Origin of the sequence: Sphingobium wenxiniae, from assembly GCF_007830065.1 — a bacterium.
GTDB lineage: Bacteria > Pseudomonadota > Alphaproteobacteria > Sphingomonadales > Sphingomonadaceae > Sphingobium > Sphingobium wenxiniae.
The window spans coordinates 421014-442103 of the sequence record NZ_VLKK01000001.1 but is presented as its reverse complement, the minus strand read 5'-3'; the positions used below and the strand labels follow the sequence as shown (position 1 = coordinate 442103).

Sequence of the window (21090 nt, the reverse complement as noted above, 5' to 3'; positions counted from 1 at the left end):
CTAGAAGGATTTGCCGCCGCAACTGATGCGGCCGGTCCCGCGATTGTCGACGCTGCACGCGGCCTTGCCCGCGACCGTGATATCGCCCGATCCCGATGCGGTCACTCTGGCGTTCACGTCGGCGGTGATGGAAACGCTTCCCGCACCATCGTTGCTGATTCTGGCCTGCCGCGCCGAAAGCCCCTCGGCGGCGACAGCGCCCGGTCCCGTGATACGAATGTTCGCATCGCCCGCACGGCCGTTCAGCGTAGCCCGGCCGCCGCCTGCCAGCCCAAGGTCGAGCTGGTCCAGCGTCACCGCATCCACCGTGACGTCGCCATTGCCGCCCAGCAAGATTTCGCCGCGCAAGCCCTTCATGCGGTCGATCCTCACCGATCCGCCGCCCGTCAGCACGACGCGACCCAGCGCGCCGGTTGAAAGGCGAAGGGTTACTGGCCCGCCGCCGCTTTCGCCCGGCCGCGCCCGTTCCATGGTGATGGAGAGCAGCCGTCCCGATATGTCGATTTTCAGCCGGTCAAGCATATGCTGGTCGCCATCGGCGCGGGCGGACGGTCCCATGCCGGTGGCGACGACGACATTCACGGGCGCTTCCACCCGGATCGCATCGAAGCTGGTGATGGTATAGCCCCGGCTCGCCGCGTCGGCCGACGCACCGCATCCCGCAGCGCCCAGCAGGATCAGGGCGCGCAGCGCGCCTCGCCCGGGCCGATACCATTTGTCCTGCATTGTGCCTTGCCCTTCACCGTAACATTGCCCGGTCCCATGATGTTGATAGCAACCGCGCCGTCGGACGCAAAGTCGATGTCGCCGCTGCCCATCAGCGAAGCGTCCGCCTTGCCCAGTTTCAGCTTTTCTCCATCGATATCGCCCGATCCGGTGAGGGACAGCTTGCCTTCATCCGCCGTGCCCGCGATCTCGATGGAGCCGGAGCCGGTAATATCGGCCTTCAGGCTACCCAGCCGCACAGCGCCGATCTCCATGTCGCCCGATCCGGTCAACGACAGGTCCAGCGCCTTGCCTTCCGCGCGATCGAGGTCGAAATCTCCCGATCCGGTCAGCGTGACAGCGGCAATGGAGGGCATGGTGACGCGGACCGTCGCACCCCTGTCGCTGGAGCCGGTCCATTGCGACTTGCGCCCGATCTTCAACCGGCCATTCTCGACCTTGATCTCCAGCTTTTCGATGGCATTGGGATCGCCCTCCGCCTTCACGGCAAAGCCGTTGCCGATGGTCACGGCCACATCATCCGGCCCCACGGCCTCGATAGAGCTGAAGTCCTTGAGTCCCGACCAGTCTTGCGCGGCCTGCGCGCCCTGATTGCCCGAAGGCGCGGCATTGCCGCCGCTTTCCTTCGAACAGGCAGGCGTCATGATGGAAAGGCCCGCCAGCAGCAGCGCGGACAAGGGAAGGGATTTGGGCATCGCACACTCCTTAACTGTATTGTATTGTTAATACAGAATGCCGCTTCGGGTTCCAAGTCCCAATGGTTCGCGGATGCATAGAACGCCGGATCTGCCCATGTCCTTCCTGACAAGGAGCAAAGTCCAGCCAAAATGCGCCTCGTGTAACCGCCCCGGACATGCTTTGCCCCCGCCTTCGCTTGATCCGGGAAGGGGAGGGGCCTAAACCCCGCCCATGACTTACGCTTCCTATCCGGCGCTGCGTCTGCGCCGCCCCCGCGCTTCGGCCTGGAGCCGGGCGATGCACGCCGAAAACCGCCTCAGCCCCGCCGATTTCATCTGGCCGCTGTTCGTGACCGAAGGGCAGGAGGTGGAGGAACCCATCGCCGCGCTCCCCGGCGTGTCGCGCTGGTCGGTCGACCTGATGGTTCAGCGCGCGAAGGAAGCCCGCGACGCCGGTATCCCCTGCCTCGCGCTCTTTCCCAACACCCAGCCCGAACGCCGCAGCGACGACGGCGTCGAAGCGCTCAACCCCGACAATCTCATGTGCCGCGCCATCCGCGCCATCAAGGACGCGGTGCCCGACATCGGCATCCTGACCGACGTGGCGCTCGACCCCTATACCGCGCACGGGCAGGACGGCCTGCTGGACGAAGCGGGCTATGTCCTGAACGACGCCACCATCGACATGCTGATCGGCCAGTCGCTCAATCAGGCGGCGGCGGGCGCGGACATCATCGCGCCCAGCGACATGATGGACGGTCGCATCGGCGCGATCCGCGAGGCGCTGGAGGAGGAAGGCCACGCCAATGTGCAGATCATGGCCTATTCCGCCAAATATGCGAGCGCCTTCTATGGCCCGTTCCGCGACGCGGTGGGATCGCGCGGGCTGCTCAAGGGCGACAAGAAAAGCTATCAGATGGACCCCGCCAACAGCGAGGAGGCGCTGCGCGAAGTCGCCCTCGACCTGGAGGAAGGCGCGGACAGCGTCATGGTGAAGCCGGGCCTGCCCTATCTCGACATCATCGCCCGGTTGAAGGACGCCTTCGCCGTGCCCGTCTTCGCCTATCAGGTGTCGGGCGAATATGCGATGATCGAGGCCGCCGTGGCCGCCGGGGCAGGGGACCGCGACGCGCTGGTGCTCGAAACGCTGATGGCGTTCAAGCGGGCGGGCTGTTCGGGCGTGCTCACCTATCACGCGCTCCACGCCGCGCGCCTGCTCCATGGCTGATGTCGCGCTGGAGACGGAGCGGCTGATCCTGCGCGCATGGCGCGACGCGGACGCCGCGCCCTTTCAGGCGATCTGCACCGATCCCCTTTCGGAGGGGAACCCCTTCGCGCCCATGTCACCTACAGCCTAAACAGACCGAATTGAGGACGCCTGCCATGACCAACCATCCCGGAGCGACCATCATCCCCTTCAACGGCAAGATGCCGGTCATTCACCCCAGTGCCTTCATCGCGCCGGGATGCCGCATCATCGGCGATGTGGAGATCGGGGAGGACGTCTCCATCTGGTATAATTGCGTCATTCGCGCCGACGTGAACCGCATCCGCATCGGCGCGCGGACGAACATCCAGGACGGCACAGTGGTTCATTGCGACAGCCCGGACGAAGGCCATGGCCCGGCGGAGGGCTATCCCACCCTGATCGGTGAAGAGGTGCTGATCGGCCATATGGCGATGATCCACGGCTGCACGCTGCTGGATCGCGCCTTCATCGGCCTGTCGACGGTGGTGATGAACGGTTGCGTGGTGGAAAGCGACGCCATGCTCGCCGCCGGAGCGCTGCTGTCGCCAGGCAAGACGGTCCCCCACCGCCAGCTCTGGGCAGGCCGCCCCGCCAAATATATGCGCGACCTGTCGGACGAGGCGCTGATCGGGATGCGCGAAGGCGTCGAACGCTATGTCCACAATGGAAAGGCGCACAAGGGCGTGGTCAAGGCCGCGCGCTGATAAGGGTTCAGGGCTGAGCCAACCGCGCCCGGAGCGCGTCCAGCCGATCGTTCTGGCCGTCCACGATGGCGAGTGCGGTCGACCGTGCGGCATCGATCTCCTCCGTGCCGCCCTGTTCCTCGCCCTCGGCGATGGCGTTGCTGCGTTCGACATACAGTGTGTCGAGGCTGGCGAGCGCCGATACGCTGTCGTTGCGGGCGGACTCCAGCGAACTGACAAGGACCTGCGCCGCGATCCAGCCATCGCTTGATACCGGCGCGCCGCGTGCCGCCTGCGTGGCACGGTCCGCCGAGGGATAGGCATTGTCGAAGGCGGTTTTCCCGGCCTGCGCCTGGGCGGAAAGCTTGCCCAACTGCGCTTTCAACGCCGCATCGGCCGCGACAGGGACGGACGGCGGAGTGACTTGCGCCATCGGCGCGTCTTCCACTGCGCGCTTGGCCAGCGAAGGATAACCCTGCTGCGTCCCCGCGCAGCCGGACAGGAAAAGAGCGATGGAGGTCAGCAGCCGGCGCGATATCATGGCCTTCCATCTAGGGGGCGGCGGCGCGGCGCGCAATGGCGCTTGTGCCGCGTCAATCCTTCGGCTTGTGCTTTGAAAACAGATAGCGCCACACGCCGATCGCGTTGATGACCAGCAGCGCGACATTCTGCCATCCAATGCCTTCGCTGTCCTCCGCCAGGAATCCCCAGAGGATCAGCGCGACCGATGAGGTGACGAAAAGGACAAAGGCCCATCCGGTGATGCGCCGCCCCAGATGCAGCGACACGACCAGCGCCGCCAGCGTCGCCGCCCCCGCGCCATAATATTGAAATGCGTCAAGGACGGTTTCGCTCACCCCTGTTCAACGCCCATCGCACGCCAAAGGTTGCGGGGCGGCGATACCCTCTTTAGGCACGGGGCGATGATCGCCAGCATCGAACCCTTTCACGCCATCGCCATCAGCCGCGAAGCCCATCGGCTGGAAGCGGAAGGGCGCTCCATCCTCCACATGGAATTTGGCCAGCCCTCGACCGGCGCGCCCGCCGCCGCCATCGCAGCGGCCCATGACATCCTCGACACCGACCCGATGGGCTATTGGGAAAGCCCCGCGCTCAAGGCCCGCATCGCCCGCCTCTACGACGAACGCCATGGCGTGACGGTCGACCCGGAGCGGATATTGCTCACCTGCGGCGCATCGCCGGGGCTGGTGCTGGCGCTGTCCTGCCTGTTCGCGCCGGGGGCGCGGGTGGCGACGGCGCGGCCGGGCTACGTCGCCTACCGCAATACGCTCAAAACCCTCTATCTGGAGGTGGAGGAGGTCGATTGCGGCCCCGCCGACCGCTACCAGATCAGCGCGGCCGCCCTCGTGAAGCTTGACCCAGCGCCCGGCGGCCTGATCCTCGCCAGCCCCGCCAATCCCACCGGCACCATCATCCCGGCGGAAGAACTGGCGGCCATCGCGCAGGTCTGCGCGGAGCGAGGCATCCGCATCATCTCAGACGAGATCTATCACGGCCTCTCTTATGGCGAGCCTGCCCATTCCATGCTGGAATATGCATCCGGCGCCCTCATCGTGAACAGCTTTTCCAAATATTTCAGCATGGCCGGATGGCGGCTGGGCTGGATCGTGGTGCCGCCCGGCCTGATCGATGCGGCAAGGGCGCGCATGGGAAACCTGTTCCTGACGCCGCCGTCCCTTGCGCAACATGCGGGCTTGATCGCCATGGACTGCGCGGAGGAGTTGGAGGGGCATGTCGCGACCTATCGCTGCAACCGGCAATTGCTGCTGGATGCGCTGCCCGCGCTCGGCCTCAAGGAAATCGCGCCGCCGGACGGGGCCTTCTACATCTATGCCGATGTGGGACACCTCACCAATGACAGCCTGTCCTTCTGCCGGAAGCTGCTGCGCGAAACTGGCGTCGCCGCCGCGCCCGGAATCGATTTCGATCCCGTGGACGGCCAGCGCCACATCCGTTTCAGCTTCGCGGTGTCGACCGACAGGGTGGAGGACGCCATCGCCCGCATGATTCCCTGGTTCGCCGCGCAGGGAATTTGATTGGAGATTATATGGTCTGCAAACGTCCGCGCCGAATGGCGATTATAAGGGTGTGCGGACGTCGCTCATATCGTTTCCGTCATGCCGGCGAAAGCTGACATCCGGCCCTAAAAAGCCGGACGCGGAAGTCAGCCGCCCGTCCTGTCGAGCAAAAGCTGCTCGGCGGCGTGCAGGCCCGCGGCGCTTTCTATCGCGAGATCCAGCGGACGGGCGCCCAGCGCCTCGTCATGTCCGTTCAGGAACGCGATGGCGTTTTGCGCGCCAACGCGCGCGATCGCCAGTTGCGATATGCGCCCCTGCCGTACCGCCTGTTCGGGTGAAAGGCGAGGACCGCCTGCATTTTTCCTGAATTGCCTAGCCAATGGACTGCTCCTGATCGATCGCCTTTGCGGCGATTTGCCGCTTGCGATCCGCTTCCCCTTTCAGAACCCGGTCGGCCATGGCCTGCCATGCCGCCTCGGCCCGCAGGCAGCGCTCGCGGACATTGACCAGATTGGTTTCGCCGGCCTCACGCTCGCATTGTGCGGCGCGGGCCAGATAGAAATCGCTGGTGGCGGACATGGCAATCTCCCGGACGGGCGGAGGCCGAAGCCTTTCAGCCGAGCATTTCGGCTACGATACGGCGCAGATCCTGCGTTGACAAAATACCGGCGGGGATGGGCTTGCGCTGCGAACGGAGAAGCCGGCGATGGGAAAGGGAAGAAATAGAATGTGTCTTGAAACTCATGATAATCCTGGCGCGCAACAGGCGCGCAATGGGTGGAAAAGGGCGCCGCGTTCGTTAAGCGCGGCCCGCGCCGGCAGACTTGCATCGGTGCAAGCCCGCGGGCTGAAAAATCGGCCGCGCCAAGGCGGCGGCTCCCTGCGTTCAGGGGGACAGCCTCCGCATTCCCATCAGCCGTGCGGACAGGAATGCGAAGAATGTGGTCCGGCAACGCCGATGGCCTTGCCGGGATAGGATCGGACTTTGCGTGAAAACCAGGTTTACCGCAAATCCGGCCTTCAAACCGCTTCGAGGTTGACGGCGGACTGCTTGCCACGGCGGTCGGTTTCGACTTCGTAGCTCAGCCGCTGGTCCTTTTGAAGCGTGGCCATGCCAGCGCGTTCTACGGCGGAGATATGCACGAAGCTGTCATTGCCGCCGTCTTCGGGCGCAATGAAGCCATAGCCTTTGTCGGCGTTGAAAAATTTGACGGTTCCGATGGGCATGAGGTGTTTCCTTTCACGAAAACGATTGACCCGCCCGCAAAAAGCACGGGCGGAGCTGGTAGCGCGAGAAGGGAAGGAGAACCCCATGGGGTCAAATTCCGTCGCAGGCGACGTTAGCGCACCCTATATCGACCATATTCCCGGAAAAGTCAATGCGGCGCCTTCGCGGACGGCATCGCGTACCAGCCCGCCGCCGATCTGCCGATAGAAATGGCAGATGGCGGCGATAGATTCGGCGGACAGGAAAAGCCGGGGATATTCATCGTCGATTACGTCGCGGCCCGTGGCCAGGCGAAGATCGTTCCTCAATGCGGGGGCGTGGATCACCCCGGAACAATGGTGCAGGCAGGCGGATATTCGCCCGATGGCGCGAAGGCGCGGGATGGAGGGGCCGTCCAGGTCCATCATCCTCGCGACGGCAATCAGCTTGCGCGGCGTGTTGCGCTGCCGCGCGAAGGCGCGCCGGTCATGGCCGGGGCCGCCATGGCGAAGAGCCGCTTCATCCAGAAGGACGGACAGAAAGCGATCCAGCTCCCGCAGCCGGTTGCCGGTCAGGCGCGCGACTATCGTGGACCTGCGCCCGGTGGCCAGCTTGTCGCCGATCGGGGCATGGCGTTCCCAGAAGGAACAGCCCGACAACAATGTCAGATAGGCGCGCGTCAGCGGATCGCAGGCGGCGTCTGCTTCGGGCCGGCAGGATCGCGATGGCTGGGTGACGCGCAATTCCCATCAAAAAGCACCGCGCCGGAAAGCGCGCCGTATTGCATGACGGGAACGATTAGCATTTCAGCATCCGGTTCGCCACTTTTCGCCGTCCCTTATCGCGGCGTCCCGCGGACCACGCTGACCGTCACGTCGCCATTGGCGGCATAGGCGGTGGTGGCCTGGGCCTGCGCGGTTTGCGGGTCCTTGCCGTCGATGATGGCGGCGATCTGGCGCGTGCTGGGAACGCGGTCATAGACGCCGTAAAGGTCGGTCCGGCCCAGCGCGTGCATCGACAGGCGGTAGCCCGTTCCGTCCGCCGCGGGATCGAAGGCGATCAGGCCGCCCATGTCGTCCGTCGGCACGATGATCGCGCCGCCCTCCACCCCGGCCTGTTGCAGCATCTCATAACGGCCCTCCGCCGTTTCGATGGTGCCGCGCAGGCACAGGCTACCCTGACCGTCGCGGGGAATCGCTATTATGCCGCTTCCTTCCGCGCCGGCGGGGGCCGCATCGGTGAGGCGGGCGTCGCGGCTGTCGGGGGCGGGGCAGGGGTTGATCTTTGCCGGGGCGGCCGCGTGGAGCGTCTTGGGATCGTCGAAGGCGAGGCTTGCGATCATGCCGTCCAGCCCCGCGAGCACGTCCTTGCGGCGCTCGGCAGGGCCGGTGACGCGCATCTTCACGACCCAGCGGCCCGCATGGACGAAGGCGGCGGCGGTGGCGAGCGCGCCATCGGCGGCATCGTCATAAACCGCGCGGATGGCGGTGCCGGGATGGCCGCCCGCCGCTACGCTGGCGTAGCTGGTGCGGCGGGTCTTCGCGCCGAAGCGCTCCATCACCGCCTTGTCCGTCATATATGCGGCGAGCGCGGCGTCGGCGTAGCTAGGCAGATAGACGTAGAGCGTCGCCTGGATCGTGCCGTCTTCGGACAGATATTGGGCGTAGTTGTCGATGCCCTTGCCGCCGTTCGACGCTTCTCCGCTCTTGGCGAGGGAGAGGCCCGCCACCGTCTGCGGCAGGGCTATGCCCGCGGCATTGGCGCGCAGGGCGGTTTGCGTGGGCGTCCAGGCTTCAACGGCGTCAGCCGCGCGCGCGGAGGCGGGCGCGCTGAGCGCCAGCAGGACCGAAACGAGGGGCAATGCACGCGGCAGGGGCATATCGGCATCCTTTTCCTGATCCAGACCGTCTTGGCGCAGCCTTGAATGACAGGAAATCAGGATGCCGGGCTTGCAAGCGCTCGGCAAGGGATTCGGTCAGGATTTTGATCGCGAAGACGCGGAGAGGCGGAGAGTAGCTTACAACCTCTGTGCGGAATGGCGGTTATGGAGGTGGATTCCTGCCATTCCTCCGACATATTGAATGGCGGAAATGGCCGAAAACAATCCTTGCATGAGCGGATTTGCAAAACTGCATAACCTCCCAACAAAAAGCCTTCGGCCGCGTCCATATTCTCCGCGTGAACCGGCCCCGATCTAGCGAAAGCGGACTTACCGCCCCTGCCGCCGCGCCATGAAGGCGAGGCGTTCGAACATCATGATATCCTGCTCATTCTTGAGCAGCGCGCCATGGAGGGGCGGGATCGCCTTGGTCGGGTCGCTGTTCTGGAGCACGTCCAGTGGCATGTCCTCATTGAGGAGCAGCTTGAGCCAGTCTAACAGCTCGCTGGTCGAAGGTTTCTTCTTGAGGCCGGGCACTTCGCGGATGTCGTAGAAGATATCCATCGCCTTGCTGACCAGGATCTTCTGGATGCCGGGGAAGTGGACGTCGACAATGGCCTGCATCGTCTCGCGGTCGGGGAATTTGATATAGTGGAAGAAGCAGCGGCGCAGGAACGCGTCGGGCAGTTCCTTCTCATTGTTGGAGGTGATGACGACGACCGGGCGTTCCTGCGCGGCGATGGTTTCGCCGGTTTCGTAGACGTGGAAGGCCATGCGGTCGAGTTCCTGCAACAGGTCGTTGGGAAATTCGATATCGGCCTTGTCGATCTCGTCGATCAGCAGCACGGGCAGCCTGGGTGCGGTGAACGCTTCCCACAGCTTGCCCTTGCGAATGTAGTTGGAAATCTCATGGACGCGCGGGTCGCCGAGCTGCCCGTCGCGCAGGCGGGCGACCGCGTCATATTCATAGAGCCCCTGATGCGCCTTGGTCGTGGACTTGACGTTCCACTCGATCAGCGGAGCGTCCAGCGCCTTGGCGATTTCCTGCGCCAGCACGGTCTTGCCGGTGCCCGGCTCCCCCTTCACCAGCAGCGGGCGGCGCAGCAGCACGGCGGCGTTGACCGCGACCTTCAGATCATCGGTGGCGACATAATCCTGCGTGCCTTCAAATCGCATGGTGTTCCCGTTCCTTGCTGTCCGTCCAACGGACTAGGCAAAGCGAGGGGCGGGCGCAATGCGTTTTGTGCGGCGCGGCGGATGCCGGGCGATCAGGAGCGGGCGCGGATTTCGGCGCGGGCGGCCATCAAATCCCACAGGCCGCGATGCTGGGTCAGCAACTGGCGCGCACCGAACTGGAGCGCACGGTCGATGGCGTCGTCGCCGCCGATGGCGCGGGCGACGTCCAGCGTGGCGCGGCGGTCGGGAAGCGTGGAAAGGGCAGGTTCAAGGCCCGCGCGAATCGCGGCCTTGTCCAGCACGCGGCGCACGGCGCGCCAGTCGAGCGCCAGCGCCAGCGCCGCGCCCATCGCGCAGCCGCGCCGGTCGGACTGGGCGAGCATGTCGAGCGCATGGCGCTGCTGGCTGACGGTCGTTTCGCAATCGGCCTGTCCGGCGGTGCTGGGGGCGGGGCCGACTGCCACGGTCACCTGCGTCAGATAGGCGCGCTCGCGGGCGAATCCGTCGGCGGTGGCAATCAACCATTGGCGCGCGGCATTGTCGGCGGATCGGGTGGCGGCATGGTCGATGACGCCGGGATGGCGTCCATGAAGCAGGCAAAGATAATAGGCGGCGTCGGCAAGGTCCGACAGCGACGGCAGCGCGTCGCGCAGACCGTGATCGCCAGCCGCCCGATGCGCATAATGATGAGCGCCGGTGCCGTCCGCCGCGATCAGCGAGTCGAGAACCTGCGCTATGTCCCCAGGCCGATAGCGTTGCGCCGCGTCGTTCATCACCAGAAAACCCCTGTGCCCACATGCATTTAAGGCTGAGGGGAGAAACTATCGCACCGGGGTAAACGAGGGGTTTACGGCAAGAAAAAAGGCGGCTTTTTCCGCCGCCTTTTCCCCGATTTCGTCGTGCAAACCTCTCTATTGGTCGAGGAAGCTGCGCATCTTGCGCGAGCGCGACGGGTGCTTGAGCTTGCGCAGCGCCTTCGCCTCGATCTGACGGATGCGTTCGCGGGTCACGCTGAACTGCTGGCCCACTTCCTCCAGCGTGTGATCGGTGTTCATGCCGATGCCGAAGCGCATCCGCAGCACGCGCTCCTCGCGGGGGGTGAGCGACGCCAGAACGCGCGTCACCGTTTCCTTAAGGTTCGCCTGGATCGCCGCGTCCACCGGGATGATGGCGTTCTTGTCCTCGATGAAGTCGCCCAGATGCGAATCCTCCTCGTCGCCGATCGGCGTTTCGAGCGAGATCGGCTCCTTGGCGATCTTCATGACCTTGCGGACCTTCTCCAAAGGCATGGAGAGGCGTTCGGCCATTTCCTCGGGGGTCGGTTCGCGGCCCTGCTCGTGCAGGAACTGGCGGGACGTGCGGACCAGCTTGTTGATCGTTTCGATCATATGGACCGGGATGCGGATGGTGCGGGCCTGATCCGCGATGGAGCGCGTGATCGCCTGCCTGATCCACCAGGTCGCATAGGTGCTGAACTTGTAGCCGCGCCGATATTCGAACTTATCGACCGCTTTCATCAGGCCGATATTGCCTTCCTGAATAAGATCAAGGAATTGCAGCCCTCTGTTCGTATATTTTTTAGCGATGGAGATGACAAGGCGCAGGTTCGCCTCCACCATTTCCTTCTTCGCGATGCGCGCTTCGCGCTCGCCCTTCTGCACCATGTTCACGATGCGGCGGAACTCGCTCAGGGACATGCCGGTCGCCTGCGCGATTTCGCTCACCTCGTTGCGGATGCGATCGACCGCGCGGGCTTCGGCGGCGGCGAAGGCGGCCCATTTCTTGTCGAGGCCGCTGACCTTGTCGAGCCAGCCGTCGTCAAGCTCGTGATTGACATAGCGCCCGAGGAAATCCTTGCGGCTGACCTTGTGCCGTTCGGCCAGCCGCAGCATCTGCCCGCCCAGCGCGGTAAGGCGCCGGTTATAGGCATAAAGCTGGTCGACCAGATATTCGATCTTCTGCTGGTGGAACTGGACGCTTTCGACTTCGGCCGTCAGTTGCTCGCGCAATTCCTGATAGCTGTCCTCCGCCTTCTGGCTCAGGGTTTCGCCATTGGCCATGGCAGCCATGCGCGCCGCCTGGGCGTTCGAGAAGGTTCGGAAAATTTCCGTGATGGTGGCGAACTTCTCCAGCGCGACCGGCTTGAGCGTCTCTTCCATCTGGGCGAGGGAGAGGGTGTTGTCTTCCTCTTCTTCCTCTTCCACCCGGCGGGAGCGGCGTTCGGTCAGGCCGTCCTCATCCTCGTCGGCGTCGGCGGATTCCTCCTCCGGCTCTTCCTCTTCCTTGAAGCTGGGGCCGGCGGTCTTTTCACTGATTTCGCCGTCATCATTCTCGGCCCCTTCCTCCAGATTTTCCGGAGCCGGATCCTTGGACAGCATGGCGTCGAGGTCGAGGATCTCGCGAAGCTGCATCTCGCCATTGTTGAGGGCGGTCGACCATTCGATGATCGCGTTGAAGGTCGTCGGGCTTTCGCAAAGCCCAAGGATCATCGTGTCGCGGCCCGCCTCGATCCGCTTGGCGATGGCGATTTCGCCTTCGCGGCTGAGCAGTTCCACCGCGCCCATTTCGCGCAGGTACATGCGGACCGGGTCGTCGGTGCGATCGATGGTTTCCTTCTTCTTTTCGGCGACCGGACGCGGCGAGCCATCGTCTTCGGCGCTCTCGTCGGCGCTGTCGTCCTCGGCATCGTCGCGCTGATCGTCGCCGTCTTCGCTGGCTTCCTCATTCTCGACGATGTTGACGCCCATTTCGTTGAGCGCGGACATGATGTCCTCGATCTGCTCGGAGGACATCTGGTCCTGCGGCAGGGCGTCGTTCAATTCGTCATAGGTGATATAGCCGCGCTTCTTCGCACGGGCGATCAGCTTCTTGACCGACGCCTCGTTCAGATCGAGCAGCGGCGCGTCGCCGGTATCCGTATCCTCACCTGAAGCCTTGCCGTTCGCTTTGGTCGCCATTTATTCGCCTTAAACTTCATCGGCCCGAAAGGGACGATCCAATCAAATAATGTCTTCGGACTGCGCCAGTTCCGCCAGGCGGGCCAGATGGTTCCGATGCGCGGTCAGGGCCTGTTGCTGAGCGGACAGGTTCGCCTCACTGACATCTTCCATCGCCCGCCGGGTGGCCGCAGCCAGGTTCATTTCAAGCTCCGGTCCCTGCGCCATCACCCGAATCGCTTCATCCAGATCACGCGCCGCGCGACCGGGGTCGGCTGTCATTCTGTGGGGGGTGAATGTGAACGTGTCGGCCCGGAGCATCCCCTTCGCCATATTATACACTTCACCTTGCCCCAATATGGTAAGGAGGCCCTGGGTTTCAACTGTTTCTTTGCGGAAGGACGCTGCAATCATCGCGTCGAGCAATTGCGCGAGCGCGGAGTCGGCGATCTGAAGCCCCGAAAGCATCTCGCGATGGAGCGCGATCTGTTCGGGATGACGCAGCAGGCTGGCGAGAACCGCGCGCAAAAGGCGCTGTTCCATGCCGCTTTCGCCGATGGCGCGGACTTCGGTTCCGGCGGGCGGGAGCGGCGGTTTCCAATTGCCGCGCCGGTCGCGCTGCCAATTGCCGCCGCCCGTGCGCGGGCTGTGACGCGGGCCGGAGGCGAAGGCCGGGCGGCGGGCGAAGAACAGGGCGTCATAACGCTCGCGGAACGCCTGCACATAATGGGCGCGCACATCGGGATGGGCGATGGCGTCGGTCAGGGCGGAAAGGCGCTGCTTGAGCGCGGCCCGCTGTTCGGGCGTGTCGAGCGGGGCAGCGCCATGCTCATGCTTCCACAGGCGCTCGACCAAGGGTTCGGAGCTTCCCAGCACGGTTTCCATGGCGGCGGGACCTTCGGCGCGGATCAGGTCGTCCGGGTCCTGCCCGCCCGGCAGGGTGGCGAAGGCAAGGCTCATGCCGGGGCGCAGCAGGGGCAGGGCGCGGGCGGCCGCGCGGATCGCGGCCTTCTGCCCCGCCGAGTCGCCATCGAAGCAGAGGATCGGCACGTCCGCCATCTTCCACAAGCGCTCGATCTGGTGCTCGGTGAGCGCGGTGCCGAGCGGGGCCACCGCTTCGGCGAAACCGGCCTGCGCCAGCGCGATCGCGTCCATATAGCCTTCGACCACGACAATGCGGCCCGACCGGCGGCTGGCGGGCGAGGCGCGGTCGATATTGTACAGCGTGCGGCCCTTGTCGAAGAGGGGCGTGTCGGGCGAATTGAGATATTTCGGCTCGCCTTGGCCCAGGATGCGGCCTCCGAAGGCGATCACGCGGCCCCGGATGTCGCGGATCGGAAGCATCAGGCGGCCGCGGAAGCGGTCGTAGCTGTCGCGCTTGCTGGTTTTCCCACTATCCGGTTCGGCGCCATCCGGGTCGATGAGCAGCCCGGCCTCGATCAGCACGGATTCGCCGAAATCCTTGAGCGCGGTCTTGAGCTTGCCGCGCGAATCCGGGGAATAGCCGAAGCCGAAAGCGCGGCGGGTGGCGTCGCTTATGCCCCGGCGCTGGAGATAGGCGCGCGCCTCCGCCCCGTCGATGCCGCCCAGTTGCTCCTCGAAGAAGCCCTGCGCCGCGGCCATGACGTCGTGCAGCCCTCTGGTCTGTTCGGCGCGGCGGGCGGCGCGGGGATCGGGCGCGGGGACATCCATGCCCGCCGCTTGCGCCAGTTCCTTCACTGCCTCCATGAAGGGCAGGCCCCGCTGGTCGGTCATCCAGCGGATCGCGTCGCCATGCGCGCCGCAGCCGAAGCAGTGATAGAAGCCCTTCTCATCGTTGATCGTGAAGCTGGGCGTCTTCTCATTATGGAAGGGGCAGCAGGCTTTATACTCGCGGCCGGCCTTCTGGACCTTCACGGTACGGCCGATCAGCGTCGAGAGCGACGTGCGCGCGCGCAGTTCGTCGAGGAAGGCGGGGGAAAGACTCACAAGCTCCCCTCCCGCTTGCGGGACGGGTCGGGGGAGGGCGTGTCCGCAATCACCGGTTCGATTTCCGCAGCCGCTCCGTCCAGATTTCCCAGCACTTCATTATTCCAGAAGCGGATCACCCGATAACCTTCCGCTTCCAGATAGCGAGTCCGCGCTGCATCGGTTCCCGCGCTATGCTGGCCGCCATCGGCCTCCACCACCAACAGGAGCGAGCGCGCGATGACGTCGCAGATATAAGGGCCGACCGGCGCCTGTCGATTGAAACGCACGCCAGCGACTTTTCGGGCGCTGATCGCCCGCCATAAGGCGCATTCTGTATCTGTCGCGTTGTTGCGAAGCTGCCGTGCTTTGGCTGTGGGGCGGGCATAGCCTTCGTCCATGGGCGTTGAACATTCCCTCCCCAAACCCCTCCCGCAGGCGGTGGGGAGCTATAAGCACTGTCAGATCAAAGCCGCCTTCACCAGCCCGCCGGCCTTGCTCATGTCGATCACCGATCCGTGGCGTTCCTTGAGCGCCGCCATCACGCGGCCCATGTCTTTGACGCTCGACGCGCCGACTTCGGCCTTGATCGCCTCGATCGCGGCCTTCGTCTCCTCCTCGCTCAGTCGCGCGGGGAGGAAGCTGTCGATCACGTCCAGTTCCGCCTGTTCCTTCGCGGCGAGTTCGTCGCGGCAGCCATTCTGGAACATCTCTATCGATTCGCGGCGCTGCTTCGCCATCTTCTGGAGCACTTCGACCACGACCGTATCGTCGTCGGGAACATTGCTGGCGGTCCGCAGTTCGATGTCGCGATCCTTGAGTTTCGCAAGGATCAGGCGCACGGCGGCGAGGCGCTCCTTGTCGCCGCCCTTCATGGCTTCGACCTGGGCGCTCTTTAGCTGCTCGCGAATCATGGCGATGAGAATCCTGTCTACCGGGAAAGAGACAGATATAATGCGAAAAGAGATTTTGAACAGGAGTTGACCGCGCGGCCTGCTAGGCATAGGTGGCGGGCCGTTTAACCCGTTGAAGACGGGGTCCCGCAAAAAGCATAAGAAGGACTTGCAAGCCATGGCCGACGCCAAATCCCTGACCGTGCCCAAAGGAGCGACGGGGGTATTGGTTTTCGCCGATGGCTCGGCCGTGTTCGGACGCGGTTTCGGTGCGGTCGGCGAAGCGGTGGGAGAGCTTTGCTTCAACACCTCCATCACGGGCTATCAGGAGATCATGACCGATCCCAGCTATGCCGGGCAGATCATCAACTTCACCTTTCCCCATATCGGCAATGTCGGCACCAACCTGGACGATGTGGAGGCGGACAGCCCCCATGCGCTGGGCTGCATCGTGCGGCAGGACGTGACCGAACCCAGCAATTTCCGCAATGTCGAACCCTTCGACCAATGGATGAGGGAGAAAGGCCGCATCGGCCTCGCGGGCGTTGATACCCGCGCGTTGACGCGGATGATCCGGATGAAGGGCGCGCCCAATGTCGTGATCGCCCATGATCCCGAAGGCCGGTTCGATCTCGCCGCCCTCGCGGAGAAGGCGGCAAGCTGGCCGGGGTTGGAGGGCATGGACCTCGCCATCGAAGTCACGGGCAAGGAAAGCCGTCTCTGGAAAGACGGCGTGTGGCGTCTGGGCTTCGGCTATGGGCTGGGAGAAGCGGGGGATGAGCGGCCCCATGTGGTTGCCATCGACTATGGCGCGAAGAACAACATCTTCCGCAATCTGGTGAAGGCCGGCGCGCGCGTGACCGTGCTGCCGGCCACCGCGACCTTCGAGCAGATCATGGAGCAGAAGCCCGACGGCCTGTTCCTCTCCAACGGCCCCGGCGATCCGGCAGCGACGGGCGACTATGCGGTGCCGGTGATCAAGCAGGCGTTGGAGGCGGAGGTGCCGATCTTCGGCATCTGCCTCGGCCACCAGTTGCTGGGCCTCGCGGTCGGCGCGAAGACGGTCAAGATGCATCAGGGCCATCGCGGCGCGAACCATCCGGTCAAGCGCCTGTCGGACGGGCTGGTCGAGATCACCAGCATGAACCACGGCTTCGCGGTCGACACGGACACGCTCCCCGCCAATGCCAAGCCGACCCATGTGTCGCTCTTCGACGGTAGCAACTGCGGCATTGAACTGACGGACAGGAAAGCCTTTTCGGTCCAGTACCACCCCGAAGCCTCACCGGGGCCGCAGGACAGCTTCTATTTGTTCCAGCGGTTCGTGGAGGGGTTGAAGGCGTGAGCATCAAATTGCCCGCGGTCGATCCTGCCCGCCTCGACGAGGAGTGGGAAGCCGACAAGGGCGTCCTTGCCAATCTCGCCAAAAATGGCGACAAGCCGCGCATCCCGCGCCTCGTGGACGTCAGCTTCCGTGGAAGCGAGAAGGATTTCGAACGCGTCGTGACGATCGCCAGCCAATTCGGTTTTGTCGAGCTGGACCGGGAAGAAGGCGAGGACGGGGAACTCTACCTCTTCCTCGAATGCGAACAGGCGGTGGATGAACAGTCAATCCGCGCGCTGACCCTCAAATGCCTTCAGATCGAAATCCTGTGCGGCGTCGAATATGACGGCTGGGGTTGCGAAGCCCGGACAGGGGCAGTGCATTGACCATCGCTTCACGAACAGCCTTCGACGGCGCCGATCCTTATAAATCAGAGGCCGAATAATGCCCAAACGCACCGACATCTCCTCCATCCTCATCATCGGCGCGGGGCCGATCATCATCGGCCAGGCGTGCGAGTTCGACTATTCGGGCACGCAGGCGGTGAAGGCGCTCAAGGAAGAGGGCTATCGCATCATATTGGTGAACTCCAACCCGGCCACGATCATGACCGACCCGGAATTCGCCGACGCCACCTATGTCGAGCCGATCACGCCCGAAATCGTGGCGAAGATCATCGAGAAGGAGCGGCCGGACGCGGTGCTGCCGACCATGGGCGGGCAGACGGCGCTCAACACGGCGCTGGCGCTGTTCAATGACGGCACGTTGGAGAAATATGGCGTCCAGATGATCGGCGCGGACGCCGAGGCGATCGACAAGGCGGAAGACCGGATCAAGTTCCGCGACGCCATGGACAAGATCGGCCTGGAAAGCGCCCGCTCGCGCATCGCCCACACGATGGAAGAGGCGATGGAGGCGCTGGAGTTCACCGGCCTGCCGTCGATCATCCGTCCCAGTTTCACCATGGGCGGCACGGGCGGCGGCATCGCCTATAATCGCGATGAGTTCATGAGCATCGTGCGGGGCGGCCTCGACGCTTCGCCCACGACCGAGGTGCTGATCGAGGAATCGCTGCTCGGCTGGAAGGAATATGAGATGGAGGTGGTGCGTGATCGCGCCGACAACGCCATCATCATCTGTTCCATCGAGAATATCGATCCGATGGGCGTCCATACCGGCGACTCCATCACTGTCGCGCCCGCGCTGACGCTGACCGACAAGGAATATCAGATCATGCGGAACGCGAGCATCGCGGTCCTGCGTGAAATCGGCGTGGAAACAGGCGGTTCCAACGTGCAGTTCGCAGTCAATCCGAAGGACGGCCGCCTGGTCGTCATCGAGATGAACCCGCGCGTTTCCCGTTCTTCCGCGCTGGCCTCGAAGGCCACTGGCTTCCCGATTGCGAAAGTCGCGGCGAAGCTGGCGGTCGGCTATACGCTGGACGAGATCGAGAACGACATCACTGGCGCGACGCCCGCGAGCTTCGAGCCGACCATCGACTATGTCGTGACCAAGATCCCGCGCTTCGCCTTCGAGAAATTCAAGGGGGCCGAACCGCTGCTTGGCACCGCGATGAAGTCGGTGGGCGAGGTGATGGCCATTGGCCGCAACATCCATGAATCGATGCAGAAGGCATTGCGGGGGCTGGAAACGGGCCTGTCCGGCTTCAACAATGTCGATCATCTGGAGGGCGCGTCCAGGGACGACATCATCGCCGCGCTGGCCCAGCCGACGCCCGATCGCTTGCTGGTCGCCGCGCAGGCGTTGCGCGCGGGCCTCAGCGTCGAGGAAATCCACGCCGTCGCCAAATATGACCCCTGGTTCCTGGAACGGATCAAGGAGATCGTCGACGCCGAAGCGGAAATATTGGCGAACGGCCTGCCGCAGGATGCGGACGGGATGCGCCGCCTCAAATCCATGGGCTTTTCCGACAAGCGGCTGGCGTGGCTGGCGCTCAAATCCGCCAATCTGCGGGGGATGGAGCGGGGTATCGCGCGCGGGTCCGGCCTGATCCATGAGGCGGTCGTCGCCATGACCGGCGGCGTGACGGAGGAGGAAGTGCGCAGCTTGCGCCATAGGCTCGGCGTGCGCCCGGTCTTCAAGCGGATCGACACCTGCGCCGCCGAGTTCGAGGCGAAGACGCCCTATATGTATTCGACCTATGAAGCGCCGATCTTCGGTGAGGCCGAAAACGAAGCCCAGCCGAGCGATGCGCGGAAGGTCGTCATCCTGGGCGGCGGACCGAATCGGATCGGGCAGGGGATCGAGTTCGACTATTGCTGCGTCCATGCCTGCTTCGCGCTTTCCGAGGCGGGTTATGAGACGATCATGATCAACTGCAACCCGGAGACGGTTTCGACCGACTATGACACGTCCGACCGCCTCTATTTCGAGCCGTTGACGGCTGAGGACGTGCTGGAGATTCTGGAGGTCGAGAAATCGAACGGCACGCTGGTCGGCGTCATCGTGCAGTTCGGCGGGCAGACGCCGCTGAAGCTCGCGCAGGCGCTGGAGGATGCAGGCATTCCGATCCTGGGCACCTCGCCCGACGCCATCGACCTTGCCGAGGATCGCGAGCGGTTCGCCGCGCTGATCGACAAGCTGAAATTGAAGCAGCCCGCCAACGGCATCGCCCGCTCGCGCGAGGAAGCCATCGCGGTCGCCAACCGCATCGGCTATCCAGTGCTGATGCGTCCGTCCTATGTGCTGGGCGGCCGCGCGATGGAGATCGTCGACGGCCAGGCGCAGCTTGAGGAATATATCGCGACCGCCGTCCAGGTCTCGGGCGACTCGCCGGTGCTGATCGACCAGTATCTGCGGGACGCGACCGAGGTGGACGTGGACGCGCTGTGCGACGGCGACGATGTGGTGGTCGCGGGCGTGCTCCAGCATATCGAGGAGGCGGGCGTCCATTCGGGCGACAGCGCCTGCTCGCTTCCGCCCTACAGCCTGCCCGACGCCATCATCGCGGAGATCGAGCGGCAGACCGATGTGCTGGCCCGCGCGCTGCATGTCCGGGGGCTCATGAACATCCAGTTCGCGGTCAAGGACGGCACCGTCTACCTGATCGAGGTCAACCCGCGCGCCAGCCGCACCGTGCCTTTCGTCGCCAAGGCCATCGGCACGCCCATCGCCAAGATCGCGAGCCGCGTGATGGCGGGCGAGAAGCTCAAGGACCTGCCGAAGATCGACCGCAATGCCATCGGCCATATCGCGGTCAAGGAAGCGGTGTTCCCCTTCGCGCGCTTCCCCGGCGTCGATCCGGTGCTCTCACCGGAAATGAAAAGCACGGGTGAAGTCATGGGAATCGATAGTAATTTTGCGACCGCCTTCGCCAAATCGCAGCTTGGTGCCGGCACGGTGCTGCCGACGGAAGGAACGGTGTTCGTCTCCTTGAAGGACAGCGACAAGCCGGTGATCCTGCCTGCCGCGCGCAAGCTCGTTTCCATGGGCTTCGGGATCGTCGCGACAGGCGGCACCGCGCGCTTCCTGGAAGAAAACGGCATCCCCGTCGAAACGGTGAACAAGGTGGCGCAGGGCCGCCCGCACATCGTCGACCGGATCAGCGATGGCGGCGTGGACCTGATCTTCAACACCACCGAAGGCTGGCAGTCGTTGAAGGACAGCAAGGCGATCCGCACCAGCGCGCTGCGGCAGAAGGTGGCGATCTTCACCACCGCGGCCGCCAGCCTGGCCGCGGTGGACGCAATCGAGGCGCTGCGCGGTCACGCCCTTGAAGTGCGCTCGCTCCAGTCCTATTATCCAAGGCCGCAAGCCTGACCCCCTGCATGAAGGAACACGCTGCGGGCGACCTCTTGGATGAGGCCGCCGGAGGGAAGTTTTGACGAAGGATTTGCAATAATGGCGACCGTCGAGAAGATGCCGATGCTTCAGATGGGCTATGACAAGCTCACGGCGCAGCTTCGCGAGTTGAAGGCTGAGCGGCCTCTGATCGTGGATGCGATCGAAGAAGCGCGCGCGCATGGCGACCTGTCGGAAAATGCCGAATATCACGCGGCGAAGGAACGGCAGGGCCAGGTCGAAGCCACCATCGCCGATCTGGAGGACAAGCTGTCCCGCGCGCAGGTCATCGATCCCAGGACGCTGTCGGGCGACAAGGTGATCTTCGGCGCGACGGTGACTCTGCGGGACGAGGACGACAAGCCGGTCCAATATCAGATCGTGGGCCAGGCCGAGGCGGACGCCAAGGTGGGCATGATAAGCTATAACAGCCCGCTGGGCCGGGCGCTGATCGGCCGCGAAGTCGGCGACGAGGTGGAAGTGTCCGTCCCGTCGGGCGACAAATTCTACCTGGTCGACAAGATCGCGTTCCTCTAATCCCGTGAGACTGCCG

Annotated in this window: 24 protein-coding genes; 8 read left to right on the top strand and 16 right to left on the bottom strand. The window is 64.3% G+C overall.

Annotated features, from left to right (window positions below):
- Both IQ35_RS02150 and IQ35_RS02145 read right to left on the bottom strand, forming a co-directional pair.
- Complete coding sequence (locus IQ35_RS02150; protein ID WP_021243833.1) at positions 1 to 726, bottom strand: GIN domain-containing protein; 726 nt, start codon at positions 724 to 726, stop codon at positions 1 to 3.
- On the bottom strand, positions 678 to 1421 hold the full coding sequence (locus IQ35_RS02145) for a head GIN domain-containing protein (RefSeq protein ID WP_145071828.1): 744 nt from the start codon (positions 1419 to 1421) through the stop codon (positions 678 to 680). Before IQ35_RS02145 ends, IQ35_RS02150 begins: the two co-directional genes overlap by 49 nt.
- A 214-nt stretch (positions 1422 to 1635) precedes the next feature.
- On the opposite strand from IQ35_RS02145, the gene hemB reads away from it, so the two are divergent.
- From hemB to IQ35_RS02135, 3 genes are read left to right on the top strand one after another with little or no spacing between them, the layout of a single operon-like run.
- Complete coding sequence (hemB, locus tag IQ35_RS02140) at positions 1636 to 2631, top strand: porphobilinogen synthase (protein ID WP_145071827.1); 996 nt, start codon at positions 1636 to 1638, stop codon at positions 2629 to 2631.
- On the top strand, positions 2624 to 2761 hold the full coding sequence (locus tag IQ35_RS21015) for a hypothetical protein (RefSeq protein WP_021243836.1): 138 nt from the start codon (positions 2624 to 2626) through the stop codon (positions 2759 to 2761). Before hemB ends, IQ35_RS21015 begins: the two co-directional genes overlap by 8 nt.
- Positions 2762 to 2786: 25 nt before the next feature.
- A complete protein-coding gene (locus tag IQ35_RS02135; RefSeq protein ID WP_021243837.1) occupies positions 2787 to 3356 on the top strand; it encodes a gamma carbonic anhydrase family protein in 570 nt (189 codons plus the stop codon).
- A gap of 7 nt (positions 3357 to 3363) precedes the next feature.
- On the opposite strand, the gene IQ35_RS02130 is transcribed toward IQ35_RS02135, so the two are convergent.
- Both IQ35_RS02130 and IQ35_RS02125 read right to left on the bottom strand, forming a co-directional pair.
- Positions 3364 to 3876 (bottom strand): hypothetical protein, encoded by a 513-nt coding sequence (locus tag IQ35_RS02130; protein ID WP_145071826.1) that lies wholly within the window; start codon positions 3874 to 3876, stop codon positions 3364 to 3366.
- Positions 3877 to 3928: 52 nt separating this feature from the next.
- Entirely contained in the window at positions 3929 to 4192 is a 264-nt protein-coding gene (locus IQ35_RS02125; protein ID WP_021243839.1) for a hypothetical protein, read from the bottom strand.
- 66 nt (positions 4193 to 4258) lie between these two features.
- Here IQ35_RS02125 and IQ35_RS02120 point away from each other — a divergent pair, with 66 nt between their 5' ends.
- A complete protein-coding gene (locus IQ35_RS02120; protein ID WP_145071825.1) occupies positions 4259 to 5392 on the top strand; it encodes a pyridoxal phosphate-dependent aminotransferase in 1134 nt (377 codons plus the stop codon).
- A gap of 128 nt (positions 5393 to 5520) precedes the next feature.
- On the opposite strand, the gene IQ35_RS02115 is transcribed toward IQ35_RS02120, so the two are convergent.
- The 12 genes from IQ35_RS02115 to IQ35_RS02065 form a co-directional block, all read right to left on the bottom strand.
- Positions 5521 to 5754: a hypothetical protein gene (locus IQ35_RS02115; RefSeq protein WP_221441967.1), complete on the bottom strand. Its 234-nt coding sequence runs from the start codon at positions 5752 to 5754 to the stop codon at positions 5521 to 5523.
- The gene (locus IQ35_RS02110) at positions 5747 to 5953 is read right to left on the bottom strand and encodes a hypothetical protein (RefSeq protein ID WP_021243842.1); all 207 of its coding nucleotides are present in this window, start codon (positions 5951 to 5953) and stop codon (positions 5747 to 5749) included. The genes IQ35_RS02115 and IQ35_RS02110 overlap by 8 nt, the downstream gene beginning before the upstream one ends.
- Positions 5954 to 5987: 34 nt before the next feature.
- Positions 5988 to 6119, bottom strand: coding sequence for a hypothetical protein (locus tag IQ35_RS21720; protein WP_260401389.1), 132 nt, complete (start codon positions 6117 to 6119; stop codon positions 5988 to 5990).
- A 275-nt stretch (positions 6120 to 6394) separates the two neighbouring features.
- Complete coding sequence (locus IQ35_RS02105; RefSeq protein ID WP_021243843.1) at positions 6395 to 6601, bottom strand: cold-shock protein; 207 nt, start codon at positions 6599 to 6601, stop codon at positions 6395 to 6397.
- Positions 6602 to 6724: 123 nt separating this feature from the next.
- Positions 6725 to 7324, bottom strand: a complete 600-nt coding sequence (locus tag IQ35_RS02100; protein WP_021243844.1) for a hypothetical protein — start codon at positions 7322 to 7324, stop codon at positions 6725 to 6727.
- 95 nt (positions 7325 to 7419) lie between these two features.
- Positions 7420 to 8460 (bottom strand): hypothetical protein, encoded by a 1041-nt coding sequence (locus IQ35_RS02095; RefSeq protein ID WP_145071823.1) that lies wholly within the window; start codon positions 8458 to 8460, stop codon positions 7420 to 7422.
- A 330-nt stretch (positions 8461 to 8790) separates the two neighbouring features.
- Entirely contained in the window at positions 8791 to 9636 is an 846-nt protein-coding gene (locus IQ35_RS02090) for an AAA family ATPase (protein WP_021243846.1), read from the bottom strand.
- A gap of 92 nt (positions 9637 to 9728) precedes the next feature.
- Positions 9729 to 10409: a DUF6975 family protein gene (locus IQ35_RS02085; RefSeq protein WP_021243847.1), complete on the bottom strand. Its 681-nt coding sequence runs from the start codon at positions 10407 to 10409 to the stop codon at positions 9729 to 9731.
- Between the two features lie 138 nt (positions 10410 to 10547).
- Positions 10548 to 12593: an RNA polymerase sigma factor RpoD gene (gene rpoD, locus IQ35_RS02080; RefSeq protein ID WP_021243848.1), complete on the bottom strand. Its 2046-nt coding sequence runs from the start codon at positions 12591 to 12593 to the stop codon at positions 10548 to 10550.
- Between the two features lie 42 nt (positions 12594 to 12635).
- The gene (gene dnaG / locus IQ35_RS02075) at positions 12636 to 14540 is read right to left on the bottom strand and encodes a DNA primase (protein ID WP_145071822.1); all 1905 of its coding nucleotides are present in this window, start codon (positions 14538 to 14540) and stop codon (positions 12636 to 12638) included.
- Positions 14537 to 14920 carry an endonuclease domain-containing protein gene (locus IQ35_RS02070; RefSeq protein WP_145071821.1) on the bottom strand — a complete coding sequence of 128 codons (384 nt, stop codon included), beginning with the start codon at positions 14918 to 14920 and terminating at the stop codon, positions 14537 to 14539. The genes dnaG and IQ35_RS02070 overlap by 4 nt, the downstream gene beginning before the upstream one ends.
- A 60-nt stretch (positions 14921 to 14980) precedes the next feature.
- Positions 14981 to 15433, bottom strand: coding sequence for a GatB/YqeY domain-containing protein (locus IQ35_RS02065; RefSeq protein ID WP_145071820.1), 453 nt, complete (start codon positions 15431 to 15433; stop codon positions 14981 to 14983).
- 157 nt (positions 15434 to 15590) lie between these two features.
- Here IQ35_RS02065 and carA point away from each other — a divergent pair, with 157 nt between their 5' ends.
- From carA to greA, 4 genes are all read left to right on the top strand, one after another.
- Positions 15591 to 16757, top strand: coding sequence for a glutamine-hydrolyzing carbamoyl-phosphate synthase small subunit (carA, locus tag IQ35_RS02060; RefSeq protein ID WP_145071819.1), 1167 nt, complete (start codon positions 15591 to 15593; stop codon positions 16755 to 16757).
- Positions 16754 to 17122, top strand: a complete 369-nt coding sequence (locus IQ35_RS02055; protein WP_145071818.1) for a ribonuclease E inhibitor RraB — start codon at positions 16754 to 16756, stop codon at positions 17120 to 17122. The genes carA and IQ35_RS02055 overlap by 4 nt, the downstream gene beginning before the upstream one ends.
- Positions 17123 to 17180: 58 nt before the next feature.
- Positions 17181 to 20516 (top strand): carbamoyl-phosphate synthase large subunit, encoded by a 3336-nt coding sequence (gene carB, locus IQ35_RS02050; protein ID WP_145071817.1) that lies wholly within the window; start codon positions 17181 to 17183, stop codon positions 20514 to 20516.
- 81 nt (positions 20517 to 20597) lie between these two features.
- Positions 20598 to 21074: a transcription elongation factor GreA gene (gene greA / locus IQ35_RS02045; RefSeq protein WP_021243855.1), complete on the top strand. Its 477-nt coding sequence runs from the start codon at positions 20598 to 20600 to the stop codon at positions 21072 to 21074.
- The last annotated feature ends 16 nt before the right edge of the window (positions 21075 to 21090 follow it).